12 protein-coding genes and 1 riboswitch are annotated in these 16,460 nt (G+C 60.0%); of the genes, 10 read left to right on the top strand and 2 right to left on the bottom strand.

The window, feature by feature from the left end:
- The first annotated feature begins 587 nt into the window (after window positions 1–587).
- The 6 genes from G9X64_RS10770 (at window position 588) to pstB (ending at window position 7,539) form a co-directional block, all read left to right on the top strand.
- Window positions 588–932: a cupin domain-containing protein gene (locus G9X64_RS10770; protein WP_168310809.1), complete on the top strand. Its 345-nt coding sequence runs from the start codon at window positions 588–590 to the stop codon at window positions 930–932.
- 265 nt (window positions 933–1,197) lie between these two features.
- Entirely contained in the window at window positions 1,198–3,327 is a 2,130-nt protein-coding gene (locus G9X64_RS10775; RefSeq protein ID WP_171376548.1) for a bifunctional diguanylate cyclase/phosphodiesterase, read from the top strand.
- 346 nt (window positions 3,328–3,673) lie between these two features.
- Window positions 3,674–4,696 carry a phosphate ABC transporter substrate-binding protein PstS gene (gene pstS, locus G9X64_RS10780; protein WP_168316320.1) on the top strand — a complete coding sequence of 341 codons (1,023 nt, stop codon included), beginning with the start codon at window positions 3,674–3,676 and terminating at the stop codon, window positions 4,694–4,696.
- 202 nt (window positions 4,697–4,898) lie between these two features.
- Window positions 4,899–5,876: a phosphate ABC transporter permease subunit PstC gene (pstC, locus tag G9X64_RS10785; RefSeq protein ID WP_171376549.1), complete on the top strand. Its 978-nt coding sequence runs from the start codon at window positions 4,899–4,901 to the stop codon at window positions 5,874–5,876.
- 2 nt (window positions 5,877–5,878) lie between these two features.
- Window positions 5,879–6,736, top strand: coding sequence for a phosphate ABC transporter permease PstA (gene pstA, locus G9X64_RS10790; protein WP_168310714.1), 858 nt, complete (start codon window positions 5,879–5,881; stop codon window positions 6,734–6,736).
- Entirely contained in the window at window positions 6,733–7,539 is an 807-nt protein-coding gene (pstB, locus tag G9X64_RS10795) for a phosphate ABC transporter ATP-binding protein PstB (RefSeq protein WP_168310715.1), read from the top strand. Before pstA ends, pstB begins: the two co-directional genes overlap by 4 nt.
- 91 nt (window positions 7,540–7,630) lie before the next feature.
- Here pstB and G9X64_RS10800 read toward each other — a convergent pair whose 3' ends face one another.
- Entirely contained in the window at window positions 7,631–8,875 is a 1,245-nt protein-coding gene (locus G9X64_RS10800; protein WP_168310716.1) for a cytochrome P450, read from the bottom strand.
- Between the two features lie 58 nt (window positions 8,876–8,933).
- A complete protein-coding gene (locus tag G9X64_RS10805) occupies window positions 8,934–10,187 on the bottom strand; it encodes a GGDEF domain-containing protein (RefSeq protein WP_168310717.1) in 1,254 nt (417 codons plus the stop codon).
- A gap of 436 nt (window positions 10,188–10,623) precedes the next feature.
- Between G9X64_RS10805 and clpP the strand changes: the two genes are divergently transcribed.
- The 4 genes from clpP to hupB all read left to right on the top strand — a co-directional run bounded on the left by clpP (window position 10,624) and on the right by hupB (window position 16,138).
- Window positions 10,624–11,253, top strand: coding sequence for an ATP-dependent Clp endopeptidase proteolytic subunit ClpP (gene clpP, locus G9X64_RS10810; RefSeq protein WP_003547334.1), 630 nt, complete (start codon window positions 10,624–10,626; stop codon window positions 11,251–11,253).
- A gap of 303 nt (window positions 11,254–11,556) precedes the next feature.
- A complete protein-coding gene (clpX, locus tag G9X64_RS10815; protein WP_017963839.1) occupies window positions 11,557–12,834 on the top strand; it encodes an ATP-dependent Clp protease ATP-binding subunit ClpX in 1,278 nt (425 codons plus the stop codon).
- A gap of 404 nt (window positions 12,835–13,238) precedes the next feature.
- Window positions 13,239–15,656, top strand: coding sequence for an endopeptidase La (lon, locus tag G9X64_RS10820; RefSeq protein WP_025394086.1), 2,418 nt, complete (start codon window positions 13,239–13,241; stop codon window positions 15,654–15,656).
- Between the two features lie 206 nt (window positions 15,657–15,862).
- Window positions 15,863–16,138, top strand: a complete 276-nt coding sequence (hupB, locus tag G9X64_RS10825) for a DNA-binding protein HupB (protein WP_003558438.1) — start codon at window positions 15,863–15,865, stop codon at window positions 16,136–16,138.
- Window positions 16,139–16,260: 122 nt separating this feature from the next.
- Window positions 16,261–16,415: riboswitch (FMN riboswitch) on the top strand.
- Window positions 16,416–16,460 lie beyond the last annotated feature (45 nt).

Genomic DNA, 16,460 nt, shown 5'->3' on the forward strand with positions numbered 1-16,460 from the left:
GTCGCGTGCTGCGTAGTCGTGAATTGCCTGTTCGAGGTCGCCGAAAACGGGGCTGTCCTCGTCCGCGCCGATCTCTGCCAGCCGCATCGTGTACCACGCGGTGATCCCACCCTCGGGGGCTTGCGAGAACCTTGGATTTCTGATCGTCTTTCCAGAGATTGGGAAGTGAAGGCTCAAGGACGAGCGCACGTGCGAGGCCGACGATGTCGACTGCACCGCTTGCCACAGCGTCTTCGCCCTGAGCGCGCGTCCTGAAGCAGCCTGTCAGCATAAGAGGCTTGGGGCCGTCATAGCGTGCGCGTTTTGCGAAATCGAGGAAATAGGGTCCGCGTCCGGACCTGTCGGAGGCGGATTTTGCTCCAGGAAAGCAGAAGGCAACTGAAGCGGCTCGAACAGGGGTCCACGAGTTTGCATTAGAGATTCCACGAGAAATAACTCCGGCATGCATTTTTATCGGCGAAACGGGGGGCACGGCAACACCAGCACGAAGATCTATGCGACGGGATACAAAATCGCTAATGATTTCAAATAATCCCACGCAGGCATTGGCTGCGAAGGAGACCACATCAGAGAGGTCCATGACGACGATGGCAAATTTCATCACCTTCAGCATCGACGGCGTCGAAGCCGAGTTCGGCGCCCCGGAGCCTGGCCGGATCATCGCCGGCGATCCGCAATTCCGTACGTGGAACCTGGAGGAGAGAGAAGGTGGCCTTTATTCCGGCATCTGGGAGGCGACACCCGGCAAGTGGCGGATCGTCTACGAGGAATGGGAATATTTCAGCCTGCTGGCCGGCCATTCGATCGTGACGGAGGACGGCGGTGAGCCGGTTCATCTGAAGGCAGGTGACCGGATGATCCTCAAGCCCGGCTTCAAGGGAACGTGGGAAGTCGTTGAAACGACTCGCAAGGACTACGTGATCAAGGTTTGAGCGGGCCGGCAAATGGGGCGCGACGAAGCCGGGCCTTTCCCGTTTTCGGCTTCCTTTTGTCGTCACGGTCGCAGCGATGATCCGAAACGGCAAGCCGGCAACGACGGTGCTAGCGGCCCTTTATCCCGGATTAAATACTTTTAACCAATCCCATTAATCGCGCCTACATCGGCAAATGCTAAACCTTATCTGCAGCGCATTGCGGACATGATGTCTCCTGCCGTCTCACAGACATGGCCTTGCAATTAATCTTTGCGGAATTTGCATGTCGTCGAATCTTGCAGCCAGGCACGTTCGGACTCAAACGTCTTCCATCATTGCGACAACCGTCTGCTTTCTTGTCGTCGCCCTCGTATTGACCGGCCTTATGGCGCATGTCGTCGTCACGATGACCCGGTCGGCGAACGAGATCGACGATGCCAGGGCAAGTCGCGCCGCCCGCGCGGCGGTCGCAGCCTTTGTGGCTCGCTTGAGCGGAACAACGACGGACAATGCCATATGGGACGATGCCTATAGTGCCGTCTCATCTCCGGCCGCTGCGGATTGGGCCTATGAGAATTGGGGAAAAACCAGCGAGGATTATGCGCTTTATGACGGCGCGATCGTGAGCGGCCCTGACCGGTCTTCGATCGTCTCGGCCTATGCCAAAGGCAAGCCATTCCAGCCGAGCACGTTTTTCGGGGAAGCCTTTTATCGGCAGATCAATGCGGCTGCGGCTCCGGCCAAGGCGCCTGTGGTCAATTTCATCAAGACCGAAAGCGGTATAGCGCTGATCGCCTCGCAGGCGATCCAGCCGTTCGAGGCCGCCGCCGAGGTTCCGAAGTTCAGCGTGCTGAGTTTCTACAAGGCTTTTACGTCGGAAGTTCTCGACACTCTCTCCAACGAACATGAACTCGAGGGGCTGAGCCTCGAGACGACGCCCAAGCCGGGATTCCTGAACACGCCGATTACCGACATGAAGGGAGCCGTCATCGGCTATCTCGTTTGGCCCAGCAAAGCGCCCGGAAGCGCCGTGTTTCAGCAGGTCTATCCTTATCTTGCAGCTTCTATCGTCATCCTTTCGCTATTCTTGATCGGCGTTCTGTTGGTTGGCGCCTCCGAGGCGCGGCGCCTGCGCCAACTGGCGCAAACAGCTCGCTTTGAAGCGAGCCATGACAGCTTGAGTGGCTTGTTGAACAGACAGGGGCTTCTCCGCCTGCTGGAGGATATGGAGAGCCCGGATCCTTCGTCGCCGCGGCTTTACTTGGTTGACCTCGACGGCTTCAAGGCGGTCAACGATGCTTGGGGGCATGCGGTTGGGGATGATTTGATCCGGATCGTCTCGAACGCGCTGATGACCAGTCATCCCGAAGTCCTGGCCGCGGCCCGGCTAGGAGGCGACGAATTCGCGCTGGTGCACATTGGGTCCACTGCACGCGAAGAGCTAGAAGAGGCGATTCTGGCGCTGTTTGCCGAGCCCTTCAAAATTGACGGGCGAACGATCGAAGTTGGCGCAAGCATCGGAGCTGCGGCGCGCGATGGGGGCATATCGCCTTTGGAGCTTCTTCGCAGAGCCGACATGGCCCTCTATCGTGCCAAGGCAAATGGCAAAGGTCAGGCGGTTGAATACGACCCCGAACTGGACCGGGAACGCATACGGGTCGCCGAGCTGGAGGGTCTCTTGAAAAACGCCATCGGCAGCGGCGCAATCGAAGCCGTATTCCAGCCTCTCGTCTCTGCTTCTACCGGCGCTGTCACCGGTCTTGAAGCATTGGCGCGCTGGAAAACTGCAACGGGAAACGTCAGCCCGGAAATATTCATCCCTCTTGCTGAAAGGTGCGGCCTCATCGATGCCCTTGGCGTCCATATGCTGAGAACGTCGATCGGGCATGCCAAGAGCTGGCCCGATCTGACTTTGTCGGTGAACGTTTCGCCGATCCAGCTCTGCAATCCGGAATTTGCTGCCCAAGTGATCGCGATCCTGCAGGAGCTGGATTTCGATCCAAACCGCCTGACACTGGAAATCACCGAAGGCGTTCTGATGACAAATCCGGATCAGGCCCGTCGCTCGATAGACCAACTCAAGCGCGTCGGCATAAAGTTTGCTCTTGATGATTTTGGCTGCGGCTACGCCAGCATCGGCGCATTGCGGCAGTTTGGGTTTGACCGCATGAAGATCGACCGCTCGCTCGTATCCGCTCTCGATGTAACTTCAAATGGCGCCGATATTCTTCGGGCAACCATCTCCCTGGCGACTGCTCTGCAGATTCCCGTGACCGCCGAAGGTATTGAGAATACCCGTCAGGCGGCGATCTTGCGAGAAGCCGGCTGCGACCAGCTTCAAGGGTATATGCTCGGAAAACCCATGTCGGCATGCGACATATCCAGCAGGCTGCGAGAAGAGTCGGCCGCATGAACTCGTAAGGCCATCGCACAATTCGGTATCGGGCCCGAGCCCGGCATTTCGAAATCCTGAAAACGACATTTGCAGGCATCGCTGCGGCGATCCACCACAGCCATGCGTCAATCTATCCCAATGTTTTTGCTAAGGCTTTGTTAAATCCGCGATTCAATCGAAAGGCCGTAACTGCCGCGTTTGACGCACGGCCCTGCATTCGGTTTCGGCGGCCAAAACCGTCATCAAACTGTAATAAAACGCGCCTAGCCCGCCTGATGTGACGAGAATTTCAGCGCCCGACAATGGACACCCCCTCCATGGCGCTGGCCTCGTTGTTTTTCAAATCCATTAGGGAAGCGCTCATATGCTCACCAAGAAACTTCTTTCCGCCTGCCTCGGTGCGGGCCTGGTCGCCGCGCTGGCGGTTTCGGCCTCCGCCGCCGATATCACCGGCGCCGGCTCCACCTTCGTCTATCCCGTCCTGTCCAAGTGGTCTGCGGATTACAACAAGCAGACCGGCGACAAGCTGAACTACCAGTCGATCGGTTCGGGCGGCGGCATCGCCCAGATCAAGGCTGCAACGGTTGACTTCGGCGCGTCCGACGCCCCGATGAAGCCGGAAGACCTGACGACCGGCGGCTTCGGCCAGTTCCCGCTCGTCGTCGGCGGCATCGTGCCGGTCATCAACGTCAAGGGCATCAAGTCGGGCGAACTGAAGCTCACCGGCAAGGTTCTCGCCGACATCTACCTCGGCAACGTCACGAAATGGAACGACAAGGCCATTGCCGATCTGAACCCGGGCCTGAAGCTGCCCGACAGCCAGATCGCCGTCGTCCATCGTTCGGACGGTTCGGGCACCTCCTTCAACTGGACCAACTACTTCTCCAAGGTCAACGAAGACTGGAAGAGCAAGGTCGGCGAAGGCACTGCCGTCAACTGGCCGGTCGGCATCGGCGGCAAGGGCAATGAAGGCGTTGCCGCTTACGTCACCCGCGTCAAGGATTCGATCGGTTACGTCGAATACGCCTACGCCCTGCAGAACAAGCTGCCCTACGTGCTGATCCAGAACGCCGCAGGCCAGTATCCGAAGCCGAATGCGGAAAGCTTCTCGGCTGCAGCTGCGAGCGCCGAATGGACCAAGGCTCAGGACTTCTACCTGATCATGACCAATGCCCCGGGCGAAAAGGCCTGGCCGGTGACAGCCACGACCTGGGCGATCATGTACAAGGAGCCGAAGGATGCGGCGCGCTCCAAGGCTGCCTTCGCCTTCTTCAAGTGGGCGCTCGAGAACGGCCAGAAGGAAGCTTCCTCGCTGGACTACGTTCCGCTTCCGGAGACCCTGGTAAAGCAGATCGAAGATTATTGGACGGCCTCCTTCAAGGGCTGATCCTTGGCAAGACACCCGGTCGGAGCGGAAAGCGAGGCTTTCCGCTCCTAGAACAGGATGATTTTAGGCCGAGCCGGCCTAAAATCCGAATCCTGTTATAAATTAGGGGGTTAGAGCCTGATGTCGGCCGAAAAGCGCTAACACGTTTCGGCATCATGCTCCGATGCCTTGGACATCTCTCAAAGCAGCAGAGCGGACGGATATGAGCGAAGCAATGGCATCGCTGCCCGCCACAACCGCGGGCGTGAAGCGCCGCGACGGCGCGGCAGGCGATCGTATTTTTTATTGGATAGTTTTGGGCTGCGGCCTGTTTGTTTTGGTCGCACTGTTCGCGGCGGCGTTCTCCATGGTCTGGGACGGGTTTCTCGCGTTCCGGACCTTCGGCTTTGGCTTCCTGACCGGCATGGAATGGGATCCGGTTGCCCAGCGGTTCTCGGGCCTTGTACCGATTTACGGCACGCTGGTCACCTCGGCGCTCGCCATGATCATCGGCGTTCCCGTGAGCCTCGGTATCGCCGTTTTCATTACCGAAGTTGCGCCGCGCTCCATTCGCGGCCCGATCGGCGGCGCCATCGAGCTTCTCGCCGGTATCCCCTCGATCATCTACGGCATGTGGGGTCTCTTCACGTTTGCTCCCTTCATGTCGGATTATGTCCAACCGGTGCTGATCGACTGGCTGGGCCCGATCCCGATAATCGGCGCATTGTTCACCGGTGCCCCGCTTGGCATCGGCATGCTGACATCAGGCATCGTGCTGGCGATCATGATCATCCCCTTCGTCTCCTCGGTGATGCGCGACGTCTTCCTGGTCGTCCCTGCGCAACTGAAGGAATCGGCCTATGCGCTTGGTTCGACCAAGTGGGAAGTGGTGCGCGACATCGTCATCCCGCACACCCGCACCGCTGTCGTCGGCGGCATCTTCCTTGGTCTCGGCCGCGCGCTCGGAGAGACCATGGCTGTCACCTTCGTACTCGGCAACACCCATAACATCGCGGTGTCGTTGATGGAGCCCGGCACGTCGATCGCTGCGACGCTCGCCAACGAGTTTGCCGAAGCTTCGGATGACCTCTACAGGTCGTCGCTCGCCGCACTTGGTCTCATCCTCTTCGTTGTCACCTTCATCGTTCTGGCAGCCGCCAAGCTCATGCTGGTGCGCATGGCAAGACAGAGGGGAGAGTAGTCATGGCCAGCCATTCGGGTTCCATTTACCGCCGCCGCCAGATCGGCAGCATGATCGCGCTGTCGCTCTGCGGCACAGCGACCGTGGTCGGCCTGGTCTTTCTGGTTTGGATCCTCTGGACGACGCTGATACACGGCCTGTCTGCGCTCAGCCCTAGTCTCGTCACGGAAATGACGCCACCGCCCGGCGAAGATGGCGGCGGTCTCGCCAACGCGTTCATGGGCAGCCTGCTGATGGTCGGTCTGGCTGTTATCATCGGCACGCCGATCGGCGTGCTGGCCGGGACCTTCCTGTCGGAGTTCAGCCGCGGCAAGAAGATTGGCGAGGCAATCCGCTTCGTCAACGATATCCTGCTTTCGGCGCCGTCGATCATCATCGGCTTGTTCGTCTATGAACTGGTCGTCCGCCCGACGTCACGCTTCTCCGGCTTTGCCGGCGGCATCGCGCTCGCCTTCATCTTTCTGCCGGTCGTGGTGCGCACGACCGATGAGATGTTGCGGCTGGTTCCGGATGTCATGCGTGAGGCAGCACTTTCGCTCGGCATCCCGCGCTGGAAGGTAACGGTCAACGTACTTTACCGCGCCGCTTCCACAGGCATCCTGACCGGTATCCTCCTCGCGATCGCCCGCATTTCGGGCGAAACCGCGCCACTCCTTTTTACGGCTCTGAACAACCAGTATTGGAGCTTGGACATGTCGCAGCCGATGGCGAATATTCCCGTCGTCATCTTCCAGTTCGCTATGAGCCCCTATGAGCAATGGCAGAATCTTGCCTGGGCAGGCGCCTTCGTCATGACGGCGATCGTGCTTCTCCTCAGCGTGGGCTCCCGCGCCATCCTCAACCGCAGGAATGCGAAATGATGCTTGAGAACAAAGCCTTCGAAACTCGCCCGGCCCATCCGGCCATAACAGTCGATAAGATGGCGCTGACCGGCGTCAACTTCTACTACGGCAATGCCCACGCGATCCGCGATGTCACCCTGAGCTTTCCGGAACGCCAGGTCTCGGCCCTGATCGGCCCGTCGGGCTGCGGCAAGTCGACGCTACTGCGCATCCTGAACCGCATCTACATGCTCTACCCGAAGATGCGTGCCACCGGCTCCGTCACGCTCGACGGTCAGAATATCCTCGACCCCGGCTATTCGATGAACGAGTTGCGCGCCCGGGTTGGCATGGTCTTCCAGAAGCCGGTGCCGTTCCCGATGTCAATCTACGACAATATCGCCTACGGTATCCGCCACCACGAGCGCCTCTCCAAGGCCGAGATGGACGTCCGCGTTGAGCAGGCGCTGCGTTCGGCAGCGCTCTGGGAGGAGGTCAAGGACAAGCTGAAGGGCAGCGGGCTCGGCCTTTCCGGGGGCCAGCAGCAGCGCCTGTGCATCGCGCGTGCCGTGGCGCTTCGCCCCGAGGTGCTTCTCCTCGACGAGCCGACCTCCGCCCTGGACCCGATCTCGACCGCCAAGGTGGAAGAGCTGGTCGCCCGGCTGAAGGCGGATTTCACCATCGTCATCGTCACCCACAACATGCAGCAGGCAAGCCGCATCTCCGACAACACCGCCTTCATGTATCTGGGCGAACTGGTGGAATACGGCCCGACCGCTGAGATTTTCCGGTCGCCGAAGGTCAAGCGCACGGAAGACTACATCACCGGCCGCTACGGCTGATCCTCGAAGTCGGATGTCGTTTGCGCGGCACCCCTGAACAGAACCCGTGTGCTCGATCGTTTGCAGGCATTCCCCAGCTCAGAGAAACGGATCACCACTGCAAGTCCAGCCGGTCCAGCCCGTGGAAGTGGTAGACGTCCTTGACCACCGGTGTCTTTGCCAGCCTCAGGCCGGCAAGCCGCTTGAACAGGATCGGCAGCACGACGTTGAGCTCCAGCCGTGCCAACGGCGCGCCGATGCAGAAATGGATGCCGGCGCCGAAGGAGAGGTTCGCCGCCTCGTTGCGGTCGGGCTTGAAGGTGAGGGGATCGGTGAATTTCGCCGGATCGAGATTGGCGGCGGCGAGGATAAGGCTGACCTTGTCGCCGCGCTTGAAGGAGACGCCGTCGATTTCGGCAGGCTCCAGGGCCCAGCGCTGGAAGATGTGGACCGGCGCGCAGATGCGCAAGGTTTCCTCGACGGTGCGCTCCGTCGTCGCCTCGTCCCGGAAGAGTTCCGCCGGATCGCAGCCGCTGTCGAGGATGGTGCGCACGGAGTTGCCGATCTGGTGCACGGTCGCCTCATGTCCGGCATTGAGCAGCACGATCGTCGTCGAGACGAGCTCCTCCTCGGTCAGATACTGGCCCTTATGCTCGGTATGGATCATGTGGGTCAGCAGGTCGTCGCGCGGTTCGGCACGGCGTTCCGTGATCACCGTCTTGACGTAGTCGGAAAATTCCTTCGCCGCCTGCTCGGCCTCTTCCTCCTGCTCGCGCGTACGGCCGAACATGTACATGCGGACATAGGCGTGCGACCAGGCGAGCAATTGCGGCCCCATCTCCTCGGGAATGCCGATCATCCGGGCGATCATCGTCACCGGGATGATGTCGGCAAAGGCCGAGAGCAGCTCGACCTCACGCTTCTCCGCGAAGCCGTCAATCAGCCGGTTGGCAAGTTCCGCAAGCTCCGGTTTCATCTTCTCGACATGGCGGGAAACGAAGGCGCGGTTGACGAGCGTGCGCAGCCGCGTGTGTTCCGGCGGTTCGAGTTCGAGCAGGGAATAACGTTCCGAGAGATCGAAACTGGCAAGATGCGGCATCGGCTCGGCAAGGCCGAGCTCCTCGCGGCTGGCGATATGCAGGATCTGCCGGCCGAAGCGGCGGTCGCGCAGCAGGCCGTTCACATGGTCGTAACCCGTGAAAAACCACTGCTTCTGCTCGCTCCAGTAGAAGGTCGGGCAATGGGCATGAAGTGCGGCATAGACGGCATTCGGGTCGCCGTAGAAGGCCGGGTTGCGGCTATCAAGCGAGACCTGACGGTTGGCGCGGTCGATCGAGAGAAAGGATGGGATCATCATGCCCCGAGCCTTATCGGATTTGGCGGACCTCGGAAAGATGTGGGCAAGCGATCCCGGACTACCCGGCTCGTGACAGCGTACCCATGCGTCGCAGCGCGTCGACCTGGTCGTCGACCGTCGGCACGAGTTCGCCGGCGGTGCTGCTCGGCGTGGCCGGTGCAGGGGCTGCGGCCTCCGCTTCGCCGAAGGTGACCGTGCAGTTGCGGCCGGCGGCCTTCGCTGCATAGAGCGCCCGGTCGGCGGCCGAGATCAGCTTGTCGATATTGGCTTCGATCGAGGAGGCGAGCGCGATGCCGATGCTGACGGTGACCGGAACGATCGCTTCGCCGGTGCTGATGGGAAGACGGCAGAATTCGGTGCGGATCGCTTCGGCGATCGCCTCGGCTTCCGTCTGGTCCGCGACGGCGGCGAATGCGGCGAATTCCTCGCCGCCCATGCGGCCGAAGATGTTGTTCGGAATATACTGGCGGGCCATGCGCGCAAAGGCGGTCAGCACGGCATCGCCGGACTGGTGGCCGAAACGGTCGTTGACGCGTTTGAAATGGTCAAGATCGAAAAGGATCACCGCAACCTGGCGCTGCTCGTTATGAGCACGTTCCTGGATGCCGTCGAAATAGCCGAGCAGGCCGCGGCGGTTGAGCACGCCGGTCAGCGAGTCGGTCAGGGTGAGGGCACGCAGGTGCCGTTCGGAGCGCTCCATGATCAGACGGCAGGTGAACGCGAAGGCGATGGTCAGCAGGAAGGCGCTGGCCATGGCGGAGGCGCCGCCAAGATTGGTCGCCTCGATATCGCTTGGCATCGTCAATGCCATCGTCAGCGCCGAGCCGAAGCACAGGCAGCCCTGGAGGATAAACACGCCCATCAGCTTGATGCGGGTACGCTCACGGCGCATGTCGCCGGCGGCGACCGCCATGGCAAGTGCCGTCGCACCCGTCGCCGAAGCAAGGTTATAGAGCACCACCCGGTTTGAATAATCGCTGTTGACCCAGGGCAGGAAGACCCCGGCGAGCCAGATTGCCGGCGGCAGCAGCGCCCACCATTCGATCCGCTTGCGGTCGAGTGCCAGAAAACCAGCCACCCAGGCGCTCTGGCCGAGCAGGGCGATGGCATTGCCCGCCTCTACTGAAAGCACGCTGGGGATTTCGCCGCGCAGCGCGACCATCGCAAAGCCGATGCCGGTCAGGAGGAAGCCCAGGCCCCAATAGAGATAGGCCTCGTTCCTGACATTGTGGCGCCAGGCGACGAACAGCACCAAAGCGAGCGTCATGGCCTCGGAACACCAGATGGCGAGACCTGTAGCGAAATTGAACACGGCAGCAACCCCTTGTCTGTCCGTTCGCATCCTTGGCGAGGAAGCTCGCTACTTCCTTAATGTCGCTGCGCTGCGGCATTGTTTTAGGCCGATATCTGCCCGTAGGCTTTCCGTCGGGTAAACGTGTATGAGCACAGTCGAATAGAGTAAGCCTTCCTTCATCCTGTCATGGAGAAAAGCCGGGGGAGACCGGACCGAGGGCTCGCCGTTAACGGGCGTTTGAGGGAAAGAGGCTCAATGCATGTCGCCCGGAAGTGTGCAGCGGTTCCGGGATAACGACATGCATGAAAAGAAGGAGCTTAGCTGCCTTGCCCCGCCTTCTTAACGTTATCCTCATGCGTGTCTTGAAGAGGAGGGCCGGGACACTCTATGTAGGGGTAAGATATTTTTCTTTGATTCCCGGCGCCGGCCGGCGAGACGTTGACAAAGGACGCACATGAGAAACCCAGTCGATACCGCAATGGCCCTCGTTCCGATGGTCGTGGAACAGACCAACCGCGGTGAACGCTCCTACGACATCTATTCCCGCCTGTTGAAGGAACGCATCATCTTCCTGACAGGTGCTGTCGAGGACCATATGGCGACGCTCGTCTGCGCCCAGCTGCTCTTCCTCGAGGCTGAAAACCCGAAAAAGGAAATCGCCCTCTACATCAATTCGCCCGGTGGCGTCGTCACCGCCGGCATGGCGATCTACGATACGATGCAGTTCATCAAGCCCGCGGTTTCGACGCTCTGCATCGGCCAGGCCGCATCCATGGGCTCGCTGCTTCTCGCGGCCGGCCACAAGGACATGCGCTTTGCCACGCCGAATTCACGCATCATGGTACACCAGCCCTCGGGCGGCTTCCAGGGCCAGGCTTCGGACATCGAGCGTCACGCCCGCGACATCCTCAAGATGAAGCGCCGCCTGAACGAGGTCTACGTCAAGCACACCGGCCGCACCTACGAGGAAGTTGAAAAGACGCTCGATCGTGACCATTTCATGGATGCGGACGAAGCCCAGAGCTGGGGCGTGATCGACAAGGTTCTGACGTCGCGCCTCGAAATGGAAGGCGAACAGGCCTAGTAATTAATAGGGATGGTGTTTTCCTCGCCACAGTTCTATCCCATTTGTGATTGAACAAGGGCTTTCATACGGCGACGAAGACGCTAATAGTAACTATTAATGCTATGTTGAATTTTTATGACATAGCATTCGGCATTCGAAGGGGAATTCGTTGCCGCCGGAACCCGGACATGATTGATTGGGACCGGTTCGTAGCCCCTGAAGCCCTTCTCGGCAAAGGCTCCGGAAACGGAGTGCCGCCAGGAGCTGATAGAGTGGACCGCGATTTCGCCTTGAAATGCGGCGTGCTGGAAGGAAAGTGATATGAGCAAGGTCAGCGGCAGCAACGGCGGCGACTCCAAGAACACGCTTTATTGTTCGTTCTGCGGAAAGAGCCAGCACGAAGTCCGGAAACTGATTGCCGGACCGACCGTCTTCATCTGCGATGAATGCGTCGAATTGTGCATGGACATCATCCGCGAGGAGAACAAGTCCTCGATGGTCAAGTCCCGCGACGGCGTTCCGACGCCCCAGGACATCATCAAGGTTCTCGACGAATACGTCATCGGCCAGCGGCAGGCGAAGAAGATCCTGTCGGTCGCGGTTCACAACCATTACAAGCGCCTGGCGCACGCCTCCAAGAACGGCGAAGTCGAGCTGGCGAAGTCGAACATCATGCTCGTCGGCCCGACCGGCTGCGGCAAGACCTATCTTGCCCAGACGCTCGCCCGCATCATCGACGTTCCCTTCACCATGGCCGATGCGACGACGCTGACCGAGGCTGGTTATGTCGGCGAGGATGTCGAAAACATCATCCTGAAGCTGCTGCAGTCGGCCGACTACAACGTCGAGCGTGCGCAGCGCGGCATCGTCTATATCGACGAAGTCGATAAGATTTCGCGCAAGTCCGACAACCCGTCGATCACCCGCGACGTCTCGGGCGAGGGCGTGCAGCAAGCGCTGCTGAAGATCATGGAAGGCACGGTCGCTTCCGTTCCGCCGCAGGGCGGCCGCAAGCACCCGCAGCAGGAATTCCTGCAGGTCGACACGACGAACATCCTGTTCATCTGCGGCGGCGCTTTTGCCGGTCTCGACAAGATCATCTCTGCCCGTGGCGAGAAGACCTCGATCGGCTTTGGCGCTACCGTCAAGTCGCAGGATGACCGCCGCGTCGGCGAGGTCCTGCGCGAACTGGAGCCGGAAGATCTGGTCAAGTTCGGCCTCATCCCCGAGTTCATCGGCCGTCTGCCGGTTCTGGCGACGCTCGAAGACCTCGATGAGGACGCGCTGATCCAGATCCTGTCCGAGCCGAAGAACGCGCTGATCAAGCAGTATCAGCGACTGTTCGAGATGGAAGACGTGGAACTGAACTTCCACGAGGACGCTCTGCGCGAAATCGCCCGCAAGGCGATCGTGCGCAAGACCGGCGCCCGCGGCCTTCGCTCGATCATGGAGAAGATCCTGCTCGACACGATGTTCGAACTGCCGACGCTGGAAGGCGTGCGCGAGGTCGTCATCTCCGAGGAAGTGGTGCGCGGTTCGGCCCGTCCGCTTTACATCTACGCCGATCGCCAGGAAGAAAAGGCCAACGCTTCGGCGTGATCTTTACGGCTTTCGCGTGATTATTTTGGGGGCTTGCCATAGGCAGGCCCCTTTCTATTTGAAAAACCATGCGAGGCCCTGTTAGTATTTGCCCGTGGGAACCGAAATTGCCTTTGCCGATGTTGCGCAAAGGGTCGTGCTTGGCAATGATGCAATGATTCCGTAAACCTCTTGCTGGCGTTTGTATTTTAGCCGGGTCGGAAGTGGTAAGCGCCGGTCCAGCCACGCGCTTCATAGTGTTGGCGTTCCGTTGTAATAAAGCTGTCACATCCGAGGGACGCGGGCGTTTGCGTGGCTTGAAAAGCGTAGTCAGAACCTCCACTTGTAGCAACAAGTGAGAGTGCCGGCCGGTCCCAAGCGGCCGTGCAGAGAGCCCGGCAACGGGACGATGGAAAGGACATAAAATGACGAAGAAAACGTCTGTAGCGAGCAGCACTGCCTACCCTGTTCTGCCCCTGCGCGACATCGTGGTTTTCCCGCATATGATCGTGCCGCTGTTCGTCGGACGGGAAAAATCGATCCGTGCGCTCGAAGAGGTCATGGGTTCCGACAAGCAGATCATGCTGGTCACGCAAATCAACGCCAGCGATGACGATCCGGATCCTTCCGCGATTCACAATGTCGGCACCGTGGCGAACGTGCTGCAGCTCTTGAAGCTGCCCGACGGCACCGTGAAGGTTCTGGTCGAAGGCCGCGCCCGCGCCGAGATCGACACCTATACCAGCCGCGAGGATTTCTATGAGGCGCTCGGCCATGTGCTTGAGGAGCCGCACGACGATCCGGTCGAGCTGGAAGCCTTGTCGCGTTCGGTCGTTTCCGAATTCGAGAGCTACGTGAAGCTCAACAAGAAGATTTCGCCCGAAGTGGTCGGCGCCGCCAGCCAGATCGACGACTATTCCAAGCTCGCCGATACGGTCGCGTCGCATCTGTCGATCAAGATCACCGAGAAGCAAGAGATGCTGGAGACCACCAGCGTCAAGCAGCGCCTCGAAAAGGCCCTTGGCTTCATGGAAGGCGAGATCTCGGTTCTGCAGGTCGAAAAGCGCATCCGCTCGCGCGTCAAGCGCCAGATGGAGAAGACCCAGCGCGAATACTACCTCAATGAACAGATGAAGGCGATCCAGAAGGAACTCGGTGACGGCGAGGAAGGCCGCGACGAGATGAGCGAACTGGAAGAGCGCATCTCCAAGACCAAGCTGTCCAAGGAGGCCCGTGAAAAGGCCGATGCGGAGCTGAAGAAGCTGCGTCAGATGAGTCCGATGTCGGCGGAAGCCACCGTCGTGCGCAACTATCTGGACTGGCTGCTCGGCATCCCCTGGGGCAAAAAGTCGAAGATCAAGGCCGATCTCAACAATGCCGAGAAGATCCTCGAAGCCGATCACTTCGGTCTCGACAAGGTCAAGGAGCGCATCGTCGAATATCTGGCCGTGCAGGCCCGCGCCACCAAGATCAAGGGCCCGATCCTCTGCCTTGTCGGCCCTCCGGGCGTCGGCAAGACCTCGCTCGCCCAGTCGATCGCCAAGGCGACCGGCCGTGAGTATGTCCGCATGGCGCTTGGCGGCGTTCGCGACGAAGCTGAAATCCGCGGTCACCGCCGCACCTATATCGGCTCGATGCCCGGCAAGGTCATCCAGTCGATGAAGAAGGCGAAGAAGTCCAACCCGCTCTTCCTGCTCGACGAGATCGACAAGCTCGGCCAGGACTATCGCGGCGATCCGTCCTCGGCCCTGCTCGAAGTGCTCGATCCGGCCCAGAACATGACCTTCATGGACCACTATCTGGAAGTCGAATACGACCTGTCGGATGTGATGTTCATCACGACGGCGAATACGCTGAACATTCCAGCGCCCCTGATGGACCGCATGGAGATCATCCGTATCGCCGGCTACACCGAGGATGAAAAGCGCGAAATCGCCAAGCGGCACTTGCTGCCGAAGGCCATCAAGGAACATGCGTTGCAGCCGGAAGAATTCTCGGTCAGCGACGACGCCCTGATGGCGATCAGCCAGCAGTACACCCGCGAAGCCGGTGTCCGCAGCTTCGAACGCGAACTGATGAAGCTCGCCCGCAAGGCGGTCACCGAGATCATCAAGGGCAAGACGAAGTCCGTTCACGTTACGGCCGCCAACATCGCCGACTATCTGGGCGTCCCGCGTTTCCGCCATGGCGAAGCCGAGGGCGAGGATCAGGTCGGCGTCGTGACCGGTCTTGCCTGGACGGAAGTCGGTGGCGAGCTGCTGACCATCGAAGGCGTGATGATGCCGGGCAAGGGCCGCATGACGGTCACCGGCAATCTGAAGGAAGTCATGAAGGAATCGATCTCGGCAGCGGCCTCCTATGTCCGCTCGCGCGCTGTCGATTTCGGCATCGAGCCGCCGCGCTTCGACAAGAGCGACATCCACGTGCACGTGCCGGAAGGCGCGACGCCGAAGGATGGCCCCTCGGCCGGCGTCGCCATGGCAACCGCGATCGTCTCGATCATGACCGGTATCCCGGTGGACAGGCATGTGGCCATGACCGGTGAAATCACCCTTCGCGGCCGTGTGCTGCCGATCGGCGGTCTCAAGGAAAAGCTGCTAGCTGCACTTCGCGGCGGCATCAAGAAGGTGCTGATTCCGGAGGAAAACGCCAAGGACCTGGCGGAGATTCCGGACAACGTGAAGAACAATATGGAGATCATCCCGGTATCCCGCATGGGCGAGGTGATCAAGCACGCACTGATCCGGCGGCCGGAGCCGATCGAATGGGACGGCACGGTGGAAACCCCGGTCATCGCAACGGTCGAAGGCCTCGACGAGACAGGCGCAACCATAGCGCATTGAGCGGCCTTTGCCACATTTATGCCCCATTGGCGCAAAACACGGAAAAAGGCTGGCGGAAACGCCAGCCTTTTTTGTGAAAACGTCATGTAGACGCTTGCTTTTCCTTGATTTGCAGGGCTTTTGGGTTTTCGGCGGGCCTGATGAAACCTATTCTGCGCCTAGCTTACTTTTGAGTCGTTTCATACCATTTAGAAAGGGGTGGAAACATGAACAAGAATGAACTCGTGTCCGCAGTAGCCGAAAAGGCAGGACTGACGAAGTCTGACGCGGCTTCCGCTGTTGACGCGGTTTTTGACGTTGTCCAGGCTGAACTCAAGAACAAGGGCGACATCCGCCTCGCGGGTTTCGGCAGCTTCACCGTTTCTCATCGCGCTGCAACGAAGGGCCGTAACCCGTCCACGGGCGCTGAAGTCGACATTCCGGCTCGCAACGTGCCGAAATTCACGCCCGGCAAGGGCCTGAAGGACGCCGTCAACGGCTGATCTGAGATTATCCACCAGCCGGAAACGAGACCGGCTGTGCAGGATTTGAGAGGGGTTCGGCTTTGCCGGGCCCCTTTTGTTTGGGCGGGTATTGCCGCCGCGTGGGCTTTGATCTACGACATTTCTGTTCTCAGGGCGGGGTGAAACTCCCCACCGGCGGTAAGGGTTTCGGCCTGAGCCCGCGAGCGCCTCCTTCCGCGCCCATGCGGAGGAAGGGTCAGCAGATCCGGTGCGATTCCGGAGCCGACGGTTAAAGTCCGGATGAAAGAGAATGAGTGTCGGTCGTGCGAAGGGCAGGGATCTGCTCTGTGTCGCCCGTCCG

This window comes from Rhizobium sophorae, from assembly GCF_013087515.1.
Classification (GTDB): Bacteria; Pseudomonadota; Alphaproteobacteria; order Rhizobiales; family Rhizobiaceae; genus Rhizobium; species Rhizobium sophorae.

Excerpts from the sequence above, each read along its gene's own strand:
- G9X64_RS10770 (WP_168310809.1), top strand. The coding sequence starts at position 588 with ATGGCAAATTTCATCACCTTCAGCATCGACGGCGTCGAAGCCGAGTTC.
- G9X64_RS10775 (WP_171376548.1), top strand. The coding sequence starts at position 1,198 with ATGTCGTCGAATCTTGCAGCCAGGCACGTTCGGACTCAAACGTCTTCC.
- pstS (WP_168316320.1), top strand. The coding sequence starts at position 3,674 with ATGCTCACCAAGAAACTTCTTTCCGCCTGCCTCGGTGCGGGCCTGGTC.
- pstC (WP_171376549.1), top strand. The coding sequence starts at position 4,899 with ATGAGCGAAGCAATGGCATCGCTGCCCGCCACAACCGCGGGCGTGAAG.
- pstA (WP_168310714.1), top strand. The coding sequence starts at position 5,879 with ATGGCCAGCCATTCGGGTTCCATTTACCGCCGCCGCCAGATCGGCAGC.
- pstB (WP_168310715.1), top strand. The coding sequence starts at position 6,733 with ATGATGCTTGAGAACAAAGCCTTCGAAACTCGCCCGGCCCATCCGGCC.
- G9X64_RS10800 (WP_168310716.1), bottom strand. The coding sequence starts at position 8,875 with ATGATGATCCCATCCTTTCTCTCGATCGACCGCGCCAACCGTCAGGTC.
- clpP (WP_003547334.1), top strand. The coding sequence starts at position 10,624 with ATGAGAAACCCAGTCGATACCGCAATGGCCCTCGTTCCGATGGTCGTG.
- clpX (WP_017963839.1), top strand. The coding sequence starts at position 11,557 with ATGAGCAAGGTCAGCGGCAGCAACGGCGGCGACTCCAAGAACACGCTT.
- lon (WP_025394086.1), top strand. The coding sequence starts at position 13,239 with ATGACGAAGAAAACGTCTGTAGCGAGCAGCACTGCCTACCCTGTTCTG.
- hupB (WP_003558438.1), top strand. The coding sequence starts at position 15,863 with ATGAACAAGAATGAACTCGTGTCCGCAGTAGCCGAAAAGGCAGGACTG.